Raw genomic sequence first — 18017 nt, 5'->3', positions numbered from 1 at the left:
GATTAATGTTCCTACTCGTAAAATTTGGAGGGGTATTTAAGTGGGCATGCTAGAGCAGTTTTTACCGGCATTTCTGGAGGAGGTCGTAGGCGACCGCTTCGGACGATATTCTAAATATATTATCCAAGACCGCGCGATTCCCGACGTTCGCGACGGACTAAAACCCGTCCAACGGCGGATTCTGTATGCGATGTACGACTCGGGCAACACTCCCGACAAGCCTTACCGGAAGTCTGCGAAGACGGTCGGGGACGTCATGGGAAATTATCATCCGCACGGCGATGCCTCGATATATGAGGGCATGGTCCGTATGGCCCAGCCTTGGAAGATGGCGCACATGCTCGTCGACGGACATGGCAACTGGGGTTCGATGGACGATGATCCGCCGGCGGCGATGCGTTACACGGAGGCGCGGTTGTCTTCCATCGCAATGGAGCTATTGCGCGACATCGAGAAAAGAACCGTTCTGTTCAAAGACAATTTCGATAACTCGACCAAAGAACCCGTCGTTCTTCCTTCTCGGTATCCCAATTTGCTCGTGAACGGGGTTTCGGGCATTTCCGCCGGATTCGCCACGGAAATTCCGACGCATAACTTACGCGAGATTATCGATGCTTGCGTGGCCATTATGAACAAACCGGATATGACCGTTCTCGATCTGATGGAAATCGTTAAGGGCCCAGATTTTCCTACCGGCGGAACGATCATGGGCGGAGACGGTATCCGAGAAGCTTACGAGACCGGCAAAGGTAAAATCTATATTCGCTCCAAAACTGCCATCGAAGATTTACGCGGCGGCAAGCAGCAAATCATTATTACTGAAATTCCTTATCAGATCGTCAAATCCAAGCTCGTAAACGCGATTGATAACCTTCGCATGGAGAAAAAAGTAGAAGGCATTGCCGAAGTTCGCGACGAGAGCGGAAGGAACGGACTACGCATTGTCGTCGAACTGAAGAAGGATGTCGACGCCGAAGGCATTCTCGCTTACTTGCTTAAGAAAACCGATCTGCAGACGGCATATAATTTCAACATGGTCGCTATCGTCAACAAGGCGCCGCGTCAACTGGGAATCAAACAGATTCTGGAAGCCTACATTGCCCACCAGAAGGAAGTTGTTACTTTCCGCACCCAATACGACCTGGAGAAGGCGGAAGACCGCGCGCACGTCTTGGAAGGGCTCGTCAAAGCGCTTAATCTGCTGGACCAGATCATCGAAACGATCAAGGCATCGAAAAACCGTCTGGACGCGCAGAACAATCTGATTGCCAAATTCGGATTTTCCGAACGGCAAGCGGATGCGATCTTAACGTTGCAATTGTATCGCTTGACCAACTTGGAAATTAACTCGCTTGAGAAGGAACATGCCGAAACGATGAAGAAAATCGCCCAGCTTCGGGCGATACTGGAAAATCCGCGTAAGCTTATTAACGTCATCAAAGACGAATTGACGGAAATCCGCGACAAGTTCGGAATCGACCGCCGCTCACTCATCCAGGGTGAAGTAGAAGAGATTAAAGTGAATCTCGAAGTAACCGTACCCGCCGAAGAGGTTCTCGTTACGCTTAGCAGGGATGGATACGTTAAGCGGACCAGCTTGCTGTCGTTCACGCGGTCTGGCGGGGAATTGGGCAGCGCCGGCGTGAAAGAAGGCGACGTCATCCGATGGAGCATGGGCCTTAATACGTTGGATCCGCTTCTGCTCTTCACTCAGAAAGGCTTTTTCTTCCTGCTTCCCGTCCATCAAATTCCGGAATTCAAATGGAAGGAAACCGGTACGGCTATCGTAAATCTTCTGCCGCTTGCCAAGGATGATCGGATAGTCGGAATCATAACGGCAAAGACGGCTGAGCTTACGCCGCCTTCAGGCGATGGAGGAGCGGGTGAGAGCGGACCTATGCTCGTCTTCGTCACGAGACGCGGTCAAGTGAAACGAACGCCATTGTTCGAATACACGACGAGCCGGAGCACGGCTATCGCCGCCTGCAAAGTAGCTGACGGCGATGAGATCATCAAGGTGCTTCGATCAGACCATCCGGATGATCTTCTTCTTGTCACCGAGCAGGGCATGAGCATCCGCTTTAACCAGGGCGAAGTTAGCCCCCAAGGAAGGGTCGCCGGCGGGGTTAGAGGCATTACTCTTAAAGAAGGCGACCAGTTGGCCGATGCTGTCCCGGTTGCGGGAGACGAAGGGGAAGTTCTCGTTCTATCCGACTATGGCTATGCCAAACGTTCGTTGCTGCTGGATTACCCGCAGCAAGGAAGAGGCGGCAAAGGAATTCAGACGTTCGAGTTCAAAGAAGGCAAACGGGTACGCCCGAACGGAACAAAGCTGATCGCCGCATTCCATGTCAAAGAAGCCGTCAATTTGCTTGCTTTGACTGCAAGCGGGTCCGTTTCGGAATTTACCTCGGAGGGTGCTCCGATCGATGACCGCAAAGGGCAGGGCAAGCTGATGACGGCCGTGGAACGCGGAGACGTTCTCGCGGAAGCTTTCAAAAAGCCGCTATCCACGTAAACAACCCTTACCTTTCAGTCGTAAGGGCCGCCGTTGGGCTCCGTTCGATCCATCCATCTTAACAAAAGATCCAACACGACCCACAGAGGCGCCGGCTCATTGAGCCGTTCCAGCCACTGAGGGTCTTCTATTAGTCCGGCATCCTGCGCCATTTGGCCGATCATTTTAATTTTTTGTTCTGTAGAGGATATAGCCCTCGCCTCCTAGCCAAGCATGTTTCTCCGCATTTACCCATATTTCGTAACTAGTATATGTCACGAAATGTCGTCAGGTTCACTATCGTGCGGATTTATGTCGTAAATATTTAATTGCATTAATCTATCTTTCGACATAGCCCCTGAGTATAATAAAAGAGAAGGCAATGTTCGGGAAGAAAGGGGCATACCTATGGATAATGCGGCGGAATTTGTGAAAAGCTGGACGAAACTCACGAAGGAATGGAACGCGCAGATGGAAGCGGAATTAGCTCCGCAGCTTACGGCTGGACAGCTGGAGGTACTCGAGTTGATGCTGGAGCATGAGCCTATGAAACCTTCCGAGCTGCTTCCGCACTTGGAAACGACGCCGGCGGCGATTACGACGCTGCTTGACCGCATGGAACGGGGCGGACTTGTCGAGAGGAACAGGGACGAGGGAGATCGCCGCATCGTGTGGGTCACGATGACGGATTTAGGACGATCGGAAGTAGAACGAGGGTTAGCCGTACGAAGCGCAATCGTTAATCGGTCACTCGACAACGTATCCAGCCACAATCGGCAGCTGCTCGTTTACTTGATCAGCAAGGTCGCCGGCACAAGAGAGACCAAACCATCGACATCGGAGCCATCCAAGGAGTCACAGGATAACAGTGTTGAAACTTCAGCGATCTAAATAAGCAGCAACACCCCTGACTAGGCAGCCGTCAGGGGCGTTTTTGGTGTTCGGCTAAAGACCTTGGGTTGCGAGATGTCGATTTCATGATAGCGGCACTCTGTGCGGTTAACAACTGATGGTAATGTTGCGTTCCTTAAATCCAATCATTAACCGTGAAACTTAAGAAGATGTCTGTCGATGCCCTTCAATAGAGTTTTCATCTTGTCATAGTCTTTGGCGGTCAGATTCGGAATATTTTTATTCGCCAATGCGCTTCTTAGAGGGATGACCGTATAATAGCGTTTTTGATTTTTCCATAAAATATGCACCCAGGTTGGCTCTGTCGTCACTTTGTCCCACCTGGTAGAGGAGGTACCGTCGGAATGGTGGGTTTTGATCAAGTGAACGCCGAAAATGAGTCCGACGTCTTTCCAATTGCCCTTTTGGTTGGATATGAAGTTGCCTAATGAGTAAATAACGATGCCTCGGTGCGCCAATCCGTCATGGCTCTCGGAAGCCGGTATGTCGATTTCTTCGTACGGCTGAACGACATGGGGATGCGAACCAAGAACGATATCGGCTCCGGATTTAAATAATTCGCGAACAACTCCGGTTTGAATTTTATTGGGAAGCCGCTGGTACTCTACGCCGAAGTGCAAGGATACGGTCACGATATCAGCCTCGGCCTGCCGCAGTCGCGCGATATCTTCTTTAATGACATCCACATCGATCATATTAACTGCGAAAGCTTTGTTTGCCGGGACGGGTATCCCATTAGTGCCGTACGTATAAGCTAAGAAACCCATGCGAATTCCGTTTCTTTCCTCGATCACGATCCGCTGCTGTTCTTGTGCGGAAGCCGACGTTCCTACGGGGATCAGACCGGCTTTCCTTACATTGGTCAGCGTGCGCGCTACACCAGGGAACCCCCGATCCATGGCATGATTATTGGCGGTGGACACCAGTTGAATGCCGACATCGGCAACCGCTTCGGCTAATTCAATAGGCGCATTAAAGCGCGGAAAACCGGAATATTTCAAATCCCGGCCGGCAATGGGCGTCTCTAAGTTGCCGATGACCCAGTCTCCTTGCCGAAGGATCGGTTTTACTTGAGTGAACCAGGATGAAAGACTGTACCGTTTGCTGGCGCTATTATAATAAGCCGGCAGCTGCGGCATATGAGCCATAACGTCTCCAACGGCCAGTAAAGTCGCTTCGCTTTGTTCAGGTTCGTTAATCGGCTCCAAAGAAGGGGAAGGACTTGCTGCGATGAGGGTTTCGGAATGTACGGGCGACGGAGATAAAGACGTGTCGGAAGGCGGGACGTTCAAACAGGCTGTCAGCAACATCGCTGACAGCCCAATGCTTATCAAAGAAAATAACCGTTTCATACTTTCATCACACATCCCTCAGCATGCTGCTTGCCAATCAAGTTTCGCTTTCCCAGCGTCCGTAAATTCCGCAAGGCAGCGTCATGCCGCTTCGGGTAATAGGTATACCGATTTCTCCGCAGTCCAGCTTCCCGCCGAACTTGCGACGGAACGAAAGGTGGAGCAAATTGTTAAGCACGGTTGGGGAGAGTCCCGTCGTATAGGAGTTTACAAGGACGAATAGCGGCTTGTCCGATAAAATCGACATACACGATTCAAGAAAGGGGAATAGGTTTTCCTCCAATTTCCACATCTCGCCGTTCGGTCCCCGGCCATAGGAAGGCGGATCCATAATGATGGCTTCGTACTGACGGCCGCGCCGTTCTTCGCGCTGCACGAATTTGAATACGTCATCCGTAATGTAGCGGATTGGCGCCGATCCAAGGCCGGATAACTCGGCATTCTCCTTGGCCCATTGAACCATGCCCTTGGCAGCGTCTACATGGCATACGTCAGCGCCTGCAGAAGCAGCGGCAACGGTTGCCCCGCCAGTGTAGGCAAACAGATTAAGCACCCGGATAGGGCGTCCTGCCGTGCGTATTTTATCCATCATCCAGCTCCAGTTAACCGCTTGTTCCGGGAATAAGCCCGTGTGCTTGAAGCTGGTCGGTTTAATGTGGAACTTCAAGGGGCCGTAAGAGATGCTCCATCTATCCGGAAGAGTGCGTTTATAGCTCCATTGTCCGCCGCCGCTGCCGCTGCGATGATAATGACCGTCCGCTTGCTTCCATTCCGCGTTCTCCGACTTAAGAGGCCATATAATTTGCGGGTCGGGGCGTCGCAGGATTACATCTCCCCATCGCTCGAGCTTTTCTCCATTGCCGGTGTCCAATAGTTCGTAATCTTGCCAATCGCGTGCCATTTCCATAAGTGTGAATTCGTCCTTTTGTCGTCAATTGGGGATAGAGGATCGTTCTTCGCAGTTGTTGTCGGGACAAAAGCGGTAGCCGAAGCCGCGGACCGTTTGTACCCATCGCGGGCGGGAAGGATCGATTTCCATCTTCTTTCTCAAATTGCTGATGTGAACCATAAGGGTACGCGTATCTCCCATACTATCGGAATGCCATACGCGTTGGTAAAGCTCTTCCAAAGGAAAAACCCGGTTCGGCTGTCGGGCAAGCACGCATAAGAGCTCGAATTCTTTGGCCGAAAGAGAGATTAGTTCGCCTTCCAGACGTACCTCCATGCTTCGAAAATCAATGTCAAGCCCGGGAAAGTTTATGTTTACGATTTGTTCCTCGTTAACTCTTTCGCGTGTTCTGCGCCTGCGAATATGCGCTTGCACTCTTGCCACAAGCTGGCTTGGGCTGAATGGCTTCGTAATATAATCGTCGCCGCCCTCGGACAATCCGCGGACGATATCCCGATCCTCCGATTTGCAGCTCAGAAACAAAATAGGGACATTCGCGCATACGCCTTGGCGCAGCGTTCGGCATACTTCGATTCCGTCAGTTCTGCCTAGAGAAACGTCCAGCAAGATTAAATCGGGAATGAGCGTCTCCGCTATTCGCAGGGCATCTTCCCCATTATCCGATGTATGAACGGTGAATCCTTCCCTTTGCAGATAGAGGGTTATCAACCCCGTTATTTCCCGTTCGTCGTCTACGACGAGTATAGCGGCTTCCGAACTCTTCATTATTTTCCCCCCATATTGAAGAGTCTTGATGACTTATTATAACGAAAGCGTTGACGAGTAATCAATGCACCGTTACAATGACGTTCGAATGCTTATTGCGACAGGTTGATTCAGAGTTATCAGGGGAGAGGAAAATGTGAAGTCCCGTTTCGCGTTAGCACCGTTGTGGAGATGGAGTAAATGGATGATTGTTACGCTGAGCCTATTGGCCGTCACCAGCGGCTGCATGGCTTCTTCCAACGTTCGTCCAATGCCTAAAGCGGAGCAGGGAGTCATCGACTTAAGAGAGTGGTCTTGGAATGAAGACGGCATCGTTCCGCTGGACGGCCAGTGGAAATTCGAATGGTTTCCGCCCTCGGGGAATGATAATCCGAAATCAAGCTCGGTGCTTTCCACTCTGGAGGTCCCAGGGACGTGGGGCAGTATGAAGACGGGAAACGGCTTCCCGCTGCAAGATCAGGGGTACGGAATTTATCGTTTAAGCATCCTGCATGAGAGCCAAAGAGACATGATGGCCATTCGGCTGCCTAATATCTCTACGGCATATGAGCTGTATATTGATAATCAAATCGTAATTACCCGTGGGCATATTAGTCAAAGCGCTAGTGAAACGTTGCCCTTCCAGCTTCCGGCTACCGTATACTTCAAAGCGCAAAATAGCCAAACCGATCTTAAGCTCGTCGTTGCCAACTTCGATCATAGACGCGGAGGAATCCGAACGGCGCTTGTCATGGGTAATGCCGATCACATTCAGAAGCTGCAAATCCGCCATGCCGCGCAAGAATTAATCATACTCGGTTGCTTGATCATGATCGGATTTTATCACTTGGGCTTGTATATACTCAGGCGCAAAGAGGTTGCGAACATGATGTTCGCCTTGCTGTGCTTGTTCGTCGGGCTTCGGATGGGACTTATCGGAGAAGGATATATCGTACAGTGGATACAAGCGTTTAATTGGGACCTGGCAACCCGATTTGAATATATCGCTTTCGTTATGAGCGGCTGGGCAGGGTTTGGTTATTTTCAAGCGATGTACCCGCTCGAAATCAAGCGGATCTGGTTTAAGATTTCAAGCGCAATCGCTGCATTGTTAATCTTATGCGTTCTAACTGTCCCGCCTTTGATTTTTACATCATGGATATTGGCGTTTCAATTGTACATTATATTGTTCAGCGTGAGAGTATTGGCGGGGTTAGTCTTATCGGGGCTTAGGCATCGGGAGGGAGCAAAACTTGCGTTAATCGGCGTGGCGGGTTTGGTTTTGACCATAGTGAACGACATGCTGTTCTATAACGGCTGGTGGCGATCTACTGATCTCGTTCCATTCGGATTGCTGTTTCTCATTGTCATGAACTCATTCATTATTTCTTTAAGATTTTCTCTCACCTACGAACGTGCGGAACTCATGTCGGCGGAATTAACCGAATGGAACAACTCCTTGGAGGAGCGGATTGCGGAACGTACGGACGAACTGCAACGATCCAATGTGACTTTGGAAAACGCGACGATCGAGTTGGAACGGATGGAGAAGTCCCGCACGCAATTGGTCAGCAACATCTCCCACGATCTTAGGACGCCGATTACGTTGCTGCAAGGTTATTTGGAAGCGTTGAGAGATCAAGTCATTTCCGAGCCCGAGCAGCGAGATAATACGATCCGTCTTATGCTGACGAAGGTGGAAGGCCTTAATTCGCTCATACAGGATTTGTTCGATCTTTCGGTTCTCGAAGCCCGCAAGGTTGAGCTTACACTCGAGGATATTCCGCTGACCGATTGGAAAGAAAGATTAATGGAACAATACGAATTGGAAATGCAGGCCAAACAGATTTCGTTTCATTGCGAGCTTGCAGGCGATTATAGTCAGGGCACGACGGTATCGATTGATATTCGCCGGATGGATCGGGTATTCGCGAACCTTCTCTATAACGCGGTCAGGTTTACGCCGCAAGGCGGAAGCATCGCCATAACGATGACGACGTTACCGGATCAACGTGCTGTGGAGATTGTCGTTGAGGATAGCGGGGCGGGGCTGGATCCCGAAGATTTGCCTTACCTATTCGATAGGTTCTATAAGAAAGACAAATCGCGGCATTCTTCTACGGGCGGCAGCGGATTAGGACTGTCGATCGCCAAAGAAATCGTGGAGCTTCACGGAGGAGAAATCAGGGCTTACAACGCACAGGAGGGCGGCAGCGTGTTTGAAATGATTTTGCCTATGTCCAGCTAACCGCTGCCGTCGACTCTGTGTTCTTGGCGAATCAAGTCGGTAATCAAATTAATCGATTTTTTTCTTTGTTCCTGGCTCATGTGCTGCAGCAATGATAAAATTTCTTTAGCGTCCGATGTGACGGGGAGCTCAGATTTGGCTTTCGTTTGCGTGCCGCCGATAATATAATCTAACGACACGTCGAAATAAGCAGCCAGTTTGATCAATGTTTCGTAAACGGGTTGTCTGTTGTTTATCTCATAATGACTATAAGCCGAACGGGTAATTCCGATATGGCGGGCGACTTCTTCCTGTGAGATTTTACGGCGAAGTCGCAATTCTCGCAGACGTTCTCCCATATTCATAATAAGTATCTCCTTGACACCAGATAACGTATCTATAAGTAATTTATGATACAAAATGTATCGTGTCAAGTAGTTAGGAAACGTTTTCTTTATTTTGTTGTTGTTTTATACTGGAAAATAAATATAAATTGTAAATAGTGGATACATATTGTATCTTTTTGAGGAGGTGAGCGTATGAATGTGAATATACTTAGCGCGAAAATGACCGAAAGCGAAGAAGAAGGTTTTGTGGGCAACGTCCATTTTGAAGTCGAAGGGCACAAGCAGCCTTATGAAGTTACTCTGCAAAGCAATAATGGAAGAAACAATTGGAGCTATGCCTTGAATTTCTTGAGCCAGCCCGGGAGTGAAGAGGAAATTCAGGCGGTAGATGAACGGATGGAAGAGGATGATTCTTTCTTCGAAATGTTCGTCATCGCGGCGAACAAAAAAGATTGAGGGTAGATACGTCTCATATTTGCTTATGACCTAAGAAGGGCTGTTCCAAGGAGATCATGATTGATCTTCTCGGGACAGCCCTTGTTGTTTATAGGATCAAATGTATGACGAAGCTGCCTTAAGCGCCTGCCATTTAAACCGAGAACGCATGAGCAAAGTATTCCAGTTTATTATGGCATCCGAAAACTCGATATTATCTTTAGAGTACCGAGCGTTGGTGAGCAGTGACTCAACAGCCTCTGTAACGATCAAATAAGCCGTTACAGTACTGTTTACAAAGCTACGTTGTGCCGTAAAGGCCAAATTGATCGTTTCAATGCTCCATTTGCCTCATTCGATAGTCGATTGTCCACTGAAACGGCCTTTTACACCTTTTCGACGTATGAACAATACATTTCCGCTCGCGAAACGGCCTTTTGGACCGTTAGGTTAGGGTGGTATCTAGCTAAACTGATCTGGAATCGCAAGTAGAATGAATAATATCCCTATTCATACTTTTTGTAGCCTAAAAGACTCTCCATCGATGCAATAGAGATGTTTCTCATTGTTAATCTGTGTCCGTTTGCCATTTTTGAACGAAACAACGATGTTTAACATTGTATTTGGATTTGAAGAGAGGAATGTTTGTACATGCAGATTCTAGTGCGTGTGACATGATCAACGGAGAATAATGGATTAATCGCAAAACCTAATTTTTCTTGGGTTGAAGTCATTTCTGCCTGATGTGACTTCATGTCCGAGATGGTATACTGGTGAAAATAATAGAGCAACGGACGCGGATTCACGAGCCGCCGTGGAAGGGGCTGCTTTCTGAAGCGATGGGGTCGATATACGTGTTCCGGTGAGGGGGCAGGAATGTATTGTCTGGTCGCAAACTATTGAACATGCTGTCGCTGAGGAACCGGCTCCTTATCGTCATTCTCACAAGCTCGCTGATTCCTTTGTCTATGGTAGGTATTCTCTCGTACTATACGATTTATTCCATTCTAGAGAACAAGATCGAGTCCGGCGTTCAAAATAATTTGCAGCAGGTTTCTCTCACATTGGATAATATGTTATCCAATTTGAACCATGTGACGCAGCAAGTCGCGTTTAATAGCAGCATCGTAAACGATCTGCAGCAATACTTGAACAGCAAGAGCGTCTATGAGAAGTCGCGATTGGAGAAGGCGCTCACCAATGAATTGAACATCATTAATTTTGCTAATCCTTCGATCGGGCTCACTTTTTATTATTTTAAGAATGACCATCGAATTTTATTTCAGAACTTTCAAGTCAAAGAAAATTTCGATCTGCAAAGCTTGCCGGTTATGCAGCAATATGGCGGCATCACTTATTACGGCCCTCATAAAGCAAGCAATCGATTCGATGATAACAATGTCATATCCGTATTGCGCAAAGCAAATATCGCGGACAGGGATGACGTATATGTGTACGTGGAGACGGGATTTAAATTAGCCGAGAAAATATTGCAAAACAATCAATACGGCATGCGCGTCGATCATCTGATCGTGAACGACAAAGGGATGGTCAGCTACAGCGAGAATAAAACGGATTATCCGGTCGGCATGGCGTATCCCGATGGGAATATACCGGGGAAATCACTGAAGCATAAGGGTTACTACTTGTTCCGCAATATAAGCAATCAGGGCTGGAGCGTGGTTTCGGTCATTCGGGAGAGTGAATACAACAAGGAAATATCGGGTTGGGTCAGGCAATTCCTTGGCTTCTCGGCGCTTTCCATACTGGGCAGTTTGCTGCTCGCTTGGCTGCTTTGGCGTATGGTATACGTGCCGCTCACCAACTTTAACAAGGAAATTAAACAGCTTGCGAACAACAACTTTCATTCCCCGATCAAGAGCATGCACATCCCCGAATTCGATCATTTGTTGCACCAATTTTGGCAAATGCGCACACGAATATGGGAGCTGCTTGTTGAAGTCGAGCAGAAAGAGAAACGAAGGGCCGATCTTGAGGTCGAGAAGCTTATGTACCAGATTAACCCCCATTTTCTGTACAATACGCTCGATACCATGTGCTGGCTGGCCCGCCTTAACGGTCAAGATGAAATCGACCGTCTGGCCACTTCTCTCAACAAGCTTCTTCATTACAATCTGGACAAGCAAGGTCAGGAGACGACCATTCAACAAGAGATTGGCGCCTTAAAAGAATATTTGACCCTGCAGCAAATTCGTTACGATTTCCAATTCGGAGTAGAGATAGAAGCCGACGTTACGGTCCGGGATCTGGAAATCCCCAGGTTTATCCTTCAGCCGCTTGTCGAGAATGCCTTATATCATGGGCTGGGCGATGACGGGATGATCAAAGTGCAGGTCGGCCTTGAAGGACAGTCTCATGTTGTCCTAACCGTAACGGATAATGGAAACGGGCTCACGGAGGAAACCATTCATATGCTGCTGCACAATGAACGAGGAGAATATAAAAAAATGGGCTTCGGAATCGGAATCAATTATGTCAAACGGATTCTCTTCTCGCGATACGGTTCGGAAGCCACGTTGCAAATGGAAAGCAAGGTCGGCGGAGGAACAAGCGTGATCCTGAGGCTTCCGATCTCGAAAGGGGTTGACTTCATTTGAACGTGCTCATAGTCGATGATGACAAATTAGTTCGCAAAGGGCTTATGGTGCTTATGCCCTGGGAGCAGTTTGGCTTGAAGGTAATCGGCGAAGCGGCCAATGGCGAGGCGGCGCTCCAACTTCTGAAAGACAATCCGGTCGATCTGCTCATTACCGATCTGGCGATGCCGGTCATGTCGGGCATTGAATTGATGAGGACCGTTCGCATTCACTACCCTCAGATATGGCTCGTTGTCCTGACGTTTCATCAGGATTTCGAATACATCCAGGAGTCGCTCAGGCTCGGAGCAATCGATTATATTGTGAAGACACAACTCGATAAAGAAAGTATGGAAGATATCCTTCAACGTATTATGGGGCGGATAACCGAGATGAGCGGGAATCGTTCGCATATGAACGGGAGAGTAGTGGAGGAGAAGGAGGAGATTCAATTTCAAAGCGACTGCGGGTTGGCGTTAATAGCCTTGCAGCCGGAGATAGAGAGTCAATGGGCTGGTCGACTGGCTGTAAAGCCGGGAGATTACTTAACTGAAGCGGATCAAGGGGGATGGCTGTGGGTTCGCGATTTCGGAGACACCGTCTGGCTACTTGGCGATGATCTGCATGAACGTCTGAAGATTGATTCCCGTATCGTTATCGTGAGGTTATGCGATATCAAAGGCATTGACAAGGCCGATGTCATCAGATGGCTGCGAGAGTTCCGGAACCGGGGGTTGCTGTACGAGCTTGAACCGGGAAAGCGGATATATGAAGTATCCATCGTTGCAGAGCAGCAAAGCTGGCCGCTGGTATTCGATAACGATGTGCATGACATGTATAACCGGTGGTCGTCACTCAGTTGGGTGAATAATAACCTTGTCTTTCACGAGTGGTTAACGGAATTAAAGCGGCTTCGCCTTTCCAAAGCCAAGCTAGAGAGCCTGTTCTACTCCGCCGGACGGGAATGGGAACGAACGCTGTCCGCCGAATTGCTCTCAGGCAGCAAGCCCGTCGGCAGTTTGTCCTATTGGTATGAGTGGATAGAGTGGCTGCAACAAATGAGAAGCAGAATAAATGAAATAACGAACAGATCGATGTATTCCAGGCCCATCGTAGACAGCATCTTAAAGGCGGCCAACTTGATAACGCAAGATATTACGCAGCAAATCAGCCTCATTGAAATGGCCCGAACCGTGAATATGAGCCGCAGTTATTTCAGCCAGTGTTTCAAGGACATTATCGGAAAGCCTTATAACGAATATGTCCGCGATCAACGCATAGCCGCAGCAGAGCATTTGCTCACGCAGACAAACATGCCGATTAACCGGATCGCAGTGAAAACCGGGTATCCCAACGAGAAATACTTCAGCAGGCTGTTTCGCGAGCAAACCGGTTTGACGCCGACCGAATACCGCCTGGAGCGGCAAAATGGTGCACAATTGTCCATTACTTAGCGCACAATCATCCGCTACGCATGATGCAATTGTTATCTATTATGATTAATGAGAGCTAGAAAAGTACGATCGTGCGTTATACTGAGGACGCTGGATACTCCCGATGGGGAGTTATTTTTTTTATAATTGAAAGCGTAAACAAAATAATAAATCCAAAAAGGGTGTTGAAAATGAATATTCGGAAAATCGTCGGTGTGGTGCTTATTGCCTCTGTTGTATTCGCAGGCTGCAGCAGCAATAAGAGCAATAACAGCACGACTGCAGACGGCGAGCCGTCACCGGGACAGCAGTCGACGGAAAGCGTACAGGTGGATCGCTTCCGTATGCCGGAGCCCGTTGAAATCAACGTAATCAAGTCCGTGTACCCGGGTATGACGTTTAAGGAAGGCGATACGATCGAGAAAAACGAGTATACGCGTTACGTATTCGATAAAACCAATATTCAAACCAAAGTGCTGTGGTACGCATCCAATACGGACTACGATCAGAAGATGCAGCTATCCATTGCCAGCAATGATATCCCGGACATGATGGTGGTCAACTACAAAACGTTCAGGGCGATGGCTGCGGCGGATCAGCTTGAGGATTTGACGAAAGTATACGAGCAGTATGTGTCGCCGGAAATCCGAAAATTTTACGAGTCAACCGACAACAAAGTATTGGAAATGTCCACCTACGGCGGGAAACTGCTGGCGCTGCCAAGCGTTGGGATTCAGGCGGATGCCCCTTCGATGCTTTGGATTCGCCAGGACTGGTTGAACAAGCTCGGACTTCAGCCGCCCAAGAACATCGAGGAATTGAAAACGGTGTTAAGAGCGTTTATTGATAAAGATCCGGATGGAAACGGCAAGCCTGACACCGTCGGCTTAACCGGCAACAGCACAACTCTCTCTGCCGAGGTTAACGGATTGCACGATTTTAAGGGCATCTTTAATGCGTTCAACTCGTACCCGCTGTATTGGGTGCAGGATGAGTCCGGCAATACCGTATACGGATCCACTACGCCGGGAACGAAGCAGGCGCTCGGTACGCTTCGCGAGATGTATGCCGAGGGTCTGATCGACAAGGAATTCGCCTTGCGCAAAAATCCGGACGAACTGATAGCAGCCGGCAAATCCGGAACCATGTTCGGCCCATGGTGGACGCCGTGGGTGCTTACCGGCTCGGTGAAAAACGATAAAAACGCAGATTGGCAGGCTTACATGATTGCTGACGAAAAAGGCAAGATCAACATTTCTTCTTTGCCTGCAGCCCAGTCTTATGTTGTCGTCAAGAAAGGCTACAAACATCCGGAAGCTGCCGTGGTGTATGCCAACATGTATGATGAAGTGTCGCACACTCCGGATGAAGCAGGCAAGAAACTGATTGTGGGCGACGCCTTATGGCCATTGCAATTGATAACGGATTATCCGGAAGCCGCAACGAACAAACATCTTCTTCTGCTTGATGCGCTGGCAGGAAAGATCGAACCGGATAAGCTTGACGGAGAGATGAAGCTGGTTTACGAGCAGGCGCTTAGGGATAAGGAAAACCCGAGGGCAAATCCCGATGATTGGGCGGCTCCGCAGGCGTATTTGGTAGGCGCGGGCGTGCTGAAGCAGGAAATGAATAAGATTGAGCCCGTATACTTCGGGACGACTCCAACGATGGAACGCCGTTGGGCGAACCTGCTCAAACTTGAGAATGAAACGTTCTTCAAAATCGTGATGGGAAGCCTGGACGTGGACGCTTTCGACAAGTTCGTAGAGGACTGGAAAGCCGAAGGCGGAAATACGATTCTGAATGAAATCGGCGAAGAGCTCAAGAAATAAGCCCATGCGCTGAAGAGGAGTAAAGTCCGATGAATCACGGCACTTTCCAGAAGCACTACCATCTGATGCTGTTACCGGGAATCATCCTGCTTATCGTGTTCAGCTTCATCCCAATGGCGGGTATAGCGGTCGCCTTTCAGGACTTTAAGATTGGGCTTGGATTTTCCAGATCGCCATGGATCGGTTTGGAAAACTTCAAATACTTGTTTGATATGCGGGACAGCAGATCTATTTTCTTCAATACGGTGAATATAGCTTTCTGGAAAATAGTCGCCAATCTCCTGATCCCGCTTGTGTTTGCCGTATTGCTGAATGAAGTACGATATGTGCTTTTCAAGCGTTGGGTGCAGTCGATCGTGTATTTACCCCACTTCTTGTCATGGGTTATACTCTCTGGAATCATTATCGACCTTCTGTCGCTCGGAGGCGTTGTCAATAAGACGCTTCAGCAACTGGGCATGGATCCTGTGATGTTTCTTGGCAGTAACGCCTACTTCCCGTTCATTGTGATTTCGAGCGACGTATGGAAGGAGTTCGGGTTTAATACGATTATTTTCCTCGCGGCGCTGACGGGAATAAGTTCGCCATTGTATGAAGCTGCTGATATCGACGGCGCATCCTGGCTGCAGAAGGTAAGGCATGTAACTTTGCCCGGAATTACGCCTACGATTGTTTTGCTCGCGACATTAAGCATCGGAAATATACTGAATGCCGGTTTTGACCAGATATTCAATATGTACAACCCCCTCGTTTACGAGTCGGGAGACATTATCGATACGTATGTGTATCGCGTCGGAATCGTACAAGCGCAATTTGGTTTGGCTACCGCAGTAGGCTTGATGAAATCGGTTATCGCCATGGTGTTGATTGTGATCTCCTATCAATTAGCCGGCAGATTTGCAAATTATCGCATTTTTTAACCGGATAAAAGGGGGGAGATCCATGGTTCGGAATAAGACATGGACATCACGCACATGGATCATCGCTTTGTATGTCCTCATGGCGCTTATTGCTATTGCTTCATTGGCGCCGATTTTACATGCCATTGCCGTATCATTCAGCGACAAGGCGGTGGCAGCGGCCGGCAAAGTAACGTTGTGGCCTGTAGGCTTCAACACCCTTGCGTATGAAACGATCATGTATGACCGGAATTTTCTCGGCTCTTTTATCGTATCGGTGAATCGGGTGCTGCTGGGAGGCGTTATCAATTTTCTGCTGACCGTGTTGATGGCTTATCCGCTGTCACGACAGGCGTCGGAGTTCCGTTGCCGGAACATGTACATGTGGTTTCTTATTGCGATGATGCTGTTCAGCGCGGGCGTTATTCCGCTGTACATTTTGATAAAGTTTCTGGGATTGTTCGACTCCCTATGGGCATTGGTGCTCCCAACTGCAGTACCCGTATTTAACGTCATCTTGCTGATCAACTTTTTCCGGAGTATCCCCAAGGAGCTGCCGGAAGCAGGCTATATGGATGGCGCCGGTCCGTGGTACATGCTGGTGAAGATATACATTCCGTTGTCTGCTCCGGCGCTGGCTACAGTTACGCTATTTAGTATAGTCACGCATTGGAATACCTTTTTCGACGGGCTGATTTTCATGCGCAACATGGAGAACTATCCGCTTCAGACGTACATTCAACAGTTTGTCGTCGAGACGAGTACGCAAAACGTATCTTCCAGCGAACAAATCGAGCTATTGAAAAGGTTGTCCAATCAAACTTTAAACGCGGCGAAGATGGTTATCGCCATGGTGCCTATTTTCCTTGTTTATCCGTTCCTGCAGCGATTTTTTATTCATGGGATCATGCTCGGATCCGTCAAGGAATAGACAAGAGCGGCCTCAGCGAACCGATATGCCATTCATAAGTCATTACGGAGGATGAGAGATGAACGAACGATACAAATTGCGGGACGAGGATATCTTGTTCTACGAGGAAAACGGGTATTGGATCAGCGATCGGATTTTTGACGATGAGCAGATCGACAAGCTTCGCAAGGCGCATGATCGCATTTGGGCTCGCGAATATGACGGGGACGGGTTCCCGCTGTCGGAATGGCATTCGAACGGCAATCCCAATCAGCTCCGCAAAATGGATAATGCCTGGTGGGCCAACGATGAAATAAGAGCTGCGGTCACCCATCCTTTGCTCGGGCAAATTGCAGCCCAGTTGATGGGAACGAACGAGGTGCGATTGTGGTATGACCAAGTTATTTATAAACCGGGTATCGGTGAGCAGCAGTCCGTGAAATCCGGAAATGTGGGCTGGCACCAGGATTACGCTTATTGGCAATGCACGGACAAAACCAATCTGGTGACGGCATGGGTTGCCTTACAGGATACAGATCTGTCAAACGGCTGCATGCTGGCCGTTCCCGGCTCGCATAAGTGGGGACTCGTCCCGACCAGCGATTCTTTCTTTAATCCGGATTTGGAATCGTTGAAGGAGCAGTTTGCTCAGGAAGGGCGGGAATGGAATGAAGCGCCGATGATTCTGAAAGCGGGCCAAGCCAGCTTTCATCATGCCTATACGTTTCATGCTTCCGGACCGAACCACTCCGATTTACCCAGGCTGTCAGTCGTTGCCCACCTGATGCCTGGGGATACGGTTTATCAGAACCGGGGACACAATGTCGATAACATTCGGCTGCTCGGACCGAGACCGGCAGAAGGACAGCCTTATAACAATGAGTATTTCCCCAAGCTTTAACGGTTTGAACGGCGCTAAATC

General features: G+C 48.9%; 15 protein-coding genes. 10 read left to right on the top strand and 5 right to left on the bottom strand.

Features of this window, described 5'->3' with window-relative positions; genetic code table 11:
* Nucleotides 1–40: 40 nt before the first annotated feature.
* Nucleotides 41–2518 carry a DNA gyrase subunit A gene (gene gyrA, locus K7P76_RS04545; RefSeq protein ID WP_232183617.1) on the top strand — a complete coding sequence of 826 codons (2478 nt, stop codon included), beginning with the start codon at nt 41–43 and terminating at the stop codon, nt 2516–2518.
* A 14-nt stretch (nt 2519–2532) separates the two neighbouring features.
* Here gyrA and K7P76_RS04540 read toward each other — a convergent pair whose 3' ends face one another.
* Complete coding sequence (locus K7P76_RS04540; RefSeq protein ID WP_232183614.1) at nt 2533–2682, bottom strand: hypothetical protein; 150 nt, start codon at nt 2680–2682, stop codon at nt 2533–2535.
* A gap of 223 nt (nt 2683–2905) precedes the next feature.
* Between K7P76_RS04540 and K7P76_RS04535 the strand changes: the two genes are divergently transcribed.
* Nucleotides 2906–3388 (top strand): MarR family winged helix-turn-helix transcriptional regulator, encoded by a 483-nt coding sequence (locus tag K7P76_RS04535; RefSeq protein WP_232183612.1) that lies wholly within the window; start codon nt 2906–2908, stop codon nt 3386–3388.
* Nucleotides 3389–3537: 149 nt separating this feature from the next.
* Here the strand turns inward: K7P76_RS04535 and K7P76_RS04530 are convergent, their stop codons facing one another.
* From K7P76_RS04530 to K7P76_RS04520, 3 genes are read right to left on the bottom strand one after another with little or no spacing between them, the layout of a single operon-like run.
* Nucleotides 3538–4761 carry a CapA family protein gene (locus K7P76_RS04530; protein WP_232183610.1) on the bottom strand — a complete coding sequence of 408 codons (1224 nt, stop codon included), beginning with the start codon at nt 4759–4761 and terminating at the stop codon, nt 3538–3540.
* A gap of 37 nt (nt 4762–4798) precedes the next feature.
* Nucleotides 4799–5668: a class I SAM-dependent methyltransferase gene (locus tag K7P76_RS04525; RefSeq protein WP_232183608.1), complete on the bottom strand. Its 870-nt coding sequence runs from the start codon at nt 5666–5668 to the stop codon at nt 4799–4801.
* A 24-nt stretch (nt 5669–5692) separates the two neighbouring features.
* Nucleotides 5693–6436: a response regulator transcription factor gene (locus K7P76_RS04520; protein ID WP_232183607.1), complete on the bottom strand. Its 744-nt coding sequence runs from the start codon at nt 6434–6436 to the stop codon at nt 5693–5695.
* A gap of 136 nt (nt 6437–6572) precedes the next feature.
* Here K7P76_RS04520 and K7P76_RS04515 point away from each other — a divergent pair, with 136 nt between their 5' ends.
* Complete coding sequence (locus tag K7P76_RS04515; RefSeq protein ID WP_232183606.1) at nt 6573–8663, top strand: sensor histidine kinase; 2091 nt, start codon at nt 6573–6575, stop codon at nt 8661–8663.
* On the opposite strand, the gene K7P76_RS04510 is transcribed toward K7P76_RS04515, so the two are convergent.
* Nucleotides 8660–9007, bottom strand: a complete 348-nt coding sequence (locus tag K7P76_RS04510; RefSeq protein WP_232183605.1) for a helix-turn-helix domain-containing protein — start codon at nt 9005–9007, stop codon at nt 8660–8662. The genes K7P76_RS04515 and K7P76_RS04510 overlap by 4 nt on opposite strands.
* Nucleotides 9008–9181: 174 nt before the next feature.
* On the opposite strand from K7P76_RS04510, the gene K7P76_RS04505 reads away from it, so the two are divergent.
* From K7P76_RS04505 to K7P76_RS04475, 7 genes are all read left to right on the top strand, one after another.
* Entirely contained in the window at nt 9182–9445 is a 264-nt protein-coding gene (locus K7P76_RS04505) for a hypothetical protein (protein ID WP_232183604.1), read from the top strand.
* 860 nt (nt 9446–10305) lie between these two features.
* Entirely contained in the window at nt 10306–12042 is a 1737-nt protein-coding gene (locus tag K7P76_RS04500; protein WP_232183603.1) for a sensor histidine kinase, read from the top strand.
* A gap of 44 nt (nt 12043–12086) precedes the next feature.
* A complete protein-coding gene (locus K7P76_RS04495) occupies nt 12087–13475 on the top strand; it encodes a response regulator transcription factor (protein WP_444880216.1) in 1389 nt (462 codons plus the stop codon).
* A gap of 170 nt (nt 13476–13645) precedes the next feature.
* Entirely contained in the window at nt 13646–15286 is a 1641-nt protein-coding gene (locus tag K7P76_RS04490) for a type 2 periplasmic-binding domain-containing protein (protein WP_232183602.1), read from the top strand.
* Nucleotides 15287–15315: 29 nt separating this feature from the next.
* Nucleotides 15316–16206, top strand: a complete 891-nt coding sequence (locus K7P76_RS04485) for an ABC transporter permease (protein ID WP_232183601.1) — start codon at nt 15316–15318, stop codon at nt 16204–16206.
* 22 nt (nt 16207–16228) lie between these two features.
* Nucleotides 16229–17116, top strand: a complete 888-nt coding sequence (locus K7P76_RS04480; protein WP_232183600.1) for a carbohydrate ABC transporter permease — start codon at nt 16229–16231, stop codon at nt 17114–17116.
* Nucleotides 17117–17174: 58 nt separating this feature from the next.
* The gene (locus tag K7P76_RS04475) at nt 17175–17996 is read left to right on the top strand and encodes a phytanoyl-CoA dioxygenase family protein (protein WP_232183599.1); all 822 of its coding nucleotides are present in this window, start codon (nt 17175–17177) and stop codon (nt 17994–17996) included.
* Nucleotides 17997–18017: the final 21 nt, after the last annotated feature.

It is taken from the genome of Cohnella silvisoli (genome assembly GCF_021190915.1).
Taxonomy (GTDB): domain Bacteria; phylum Bacillota; class Bacilli; order Paenibacillales; family Paenibacillaceae; genus Cohnella; species Cohnella silvisoli.
The sequence above is the reverse complement of the archived record's forward strand: the minus strand, read 5'-3'. Positions and strand labels throughout refer to the sequence as shown.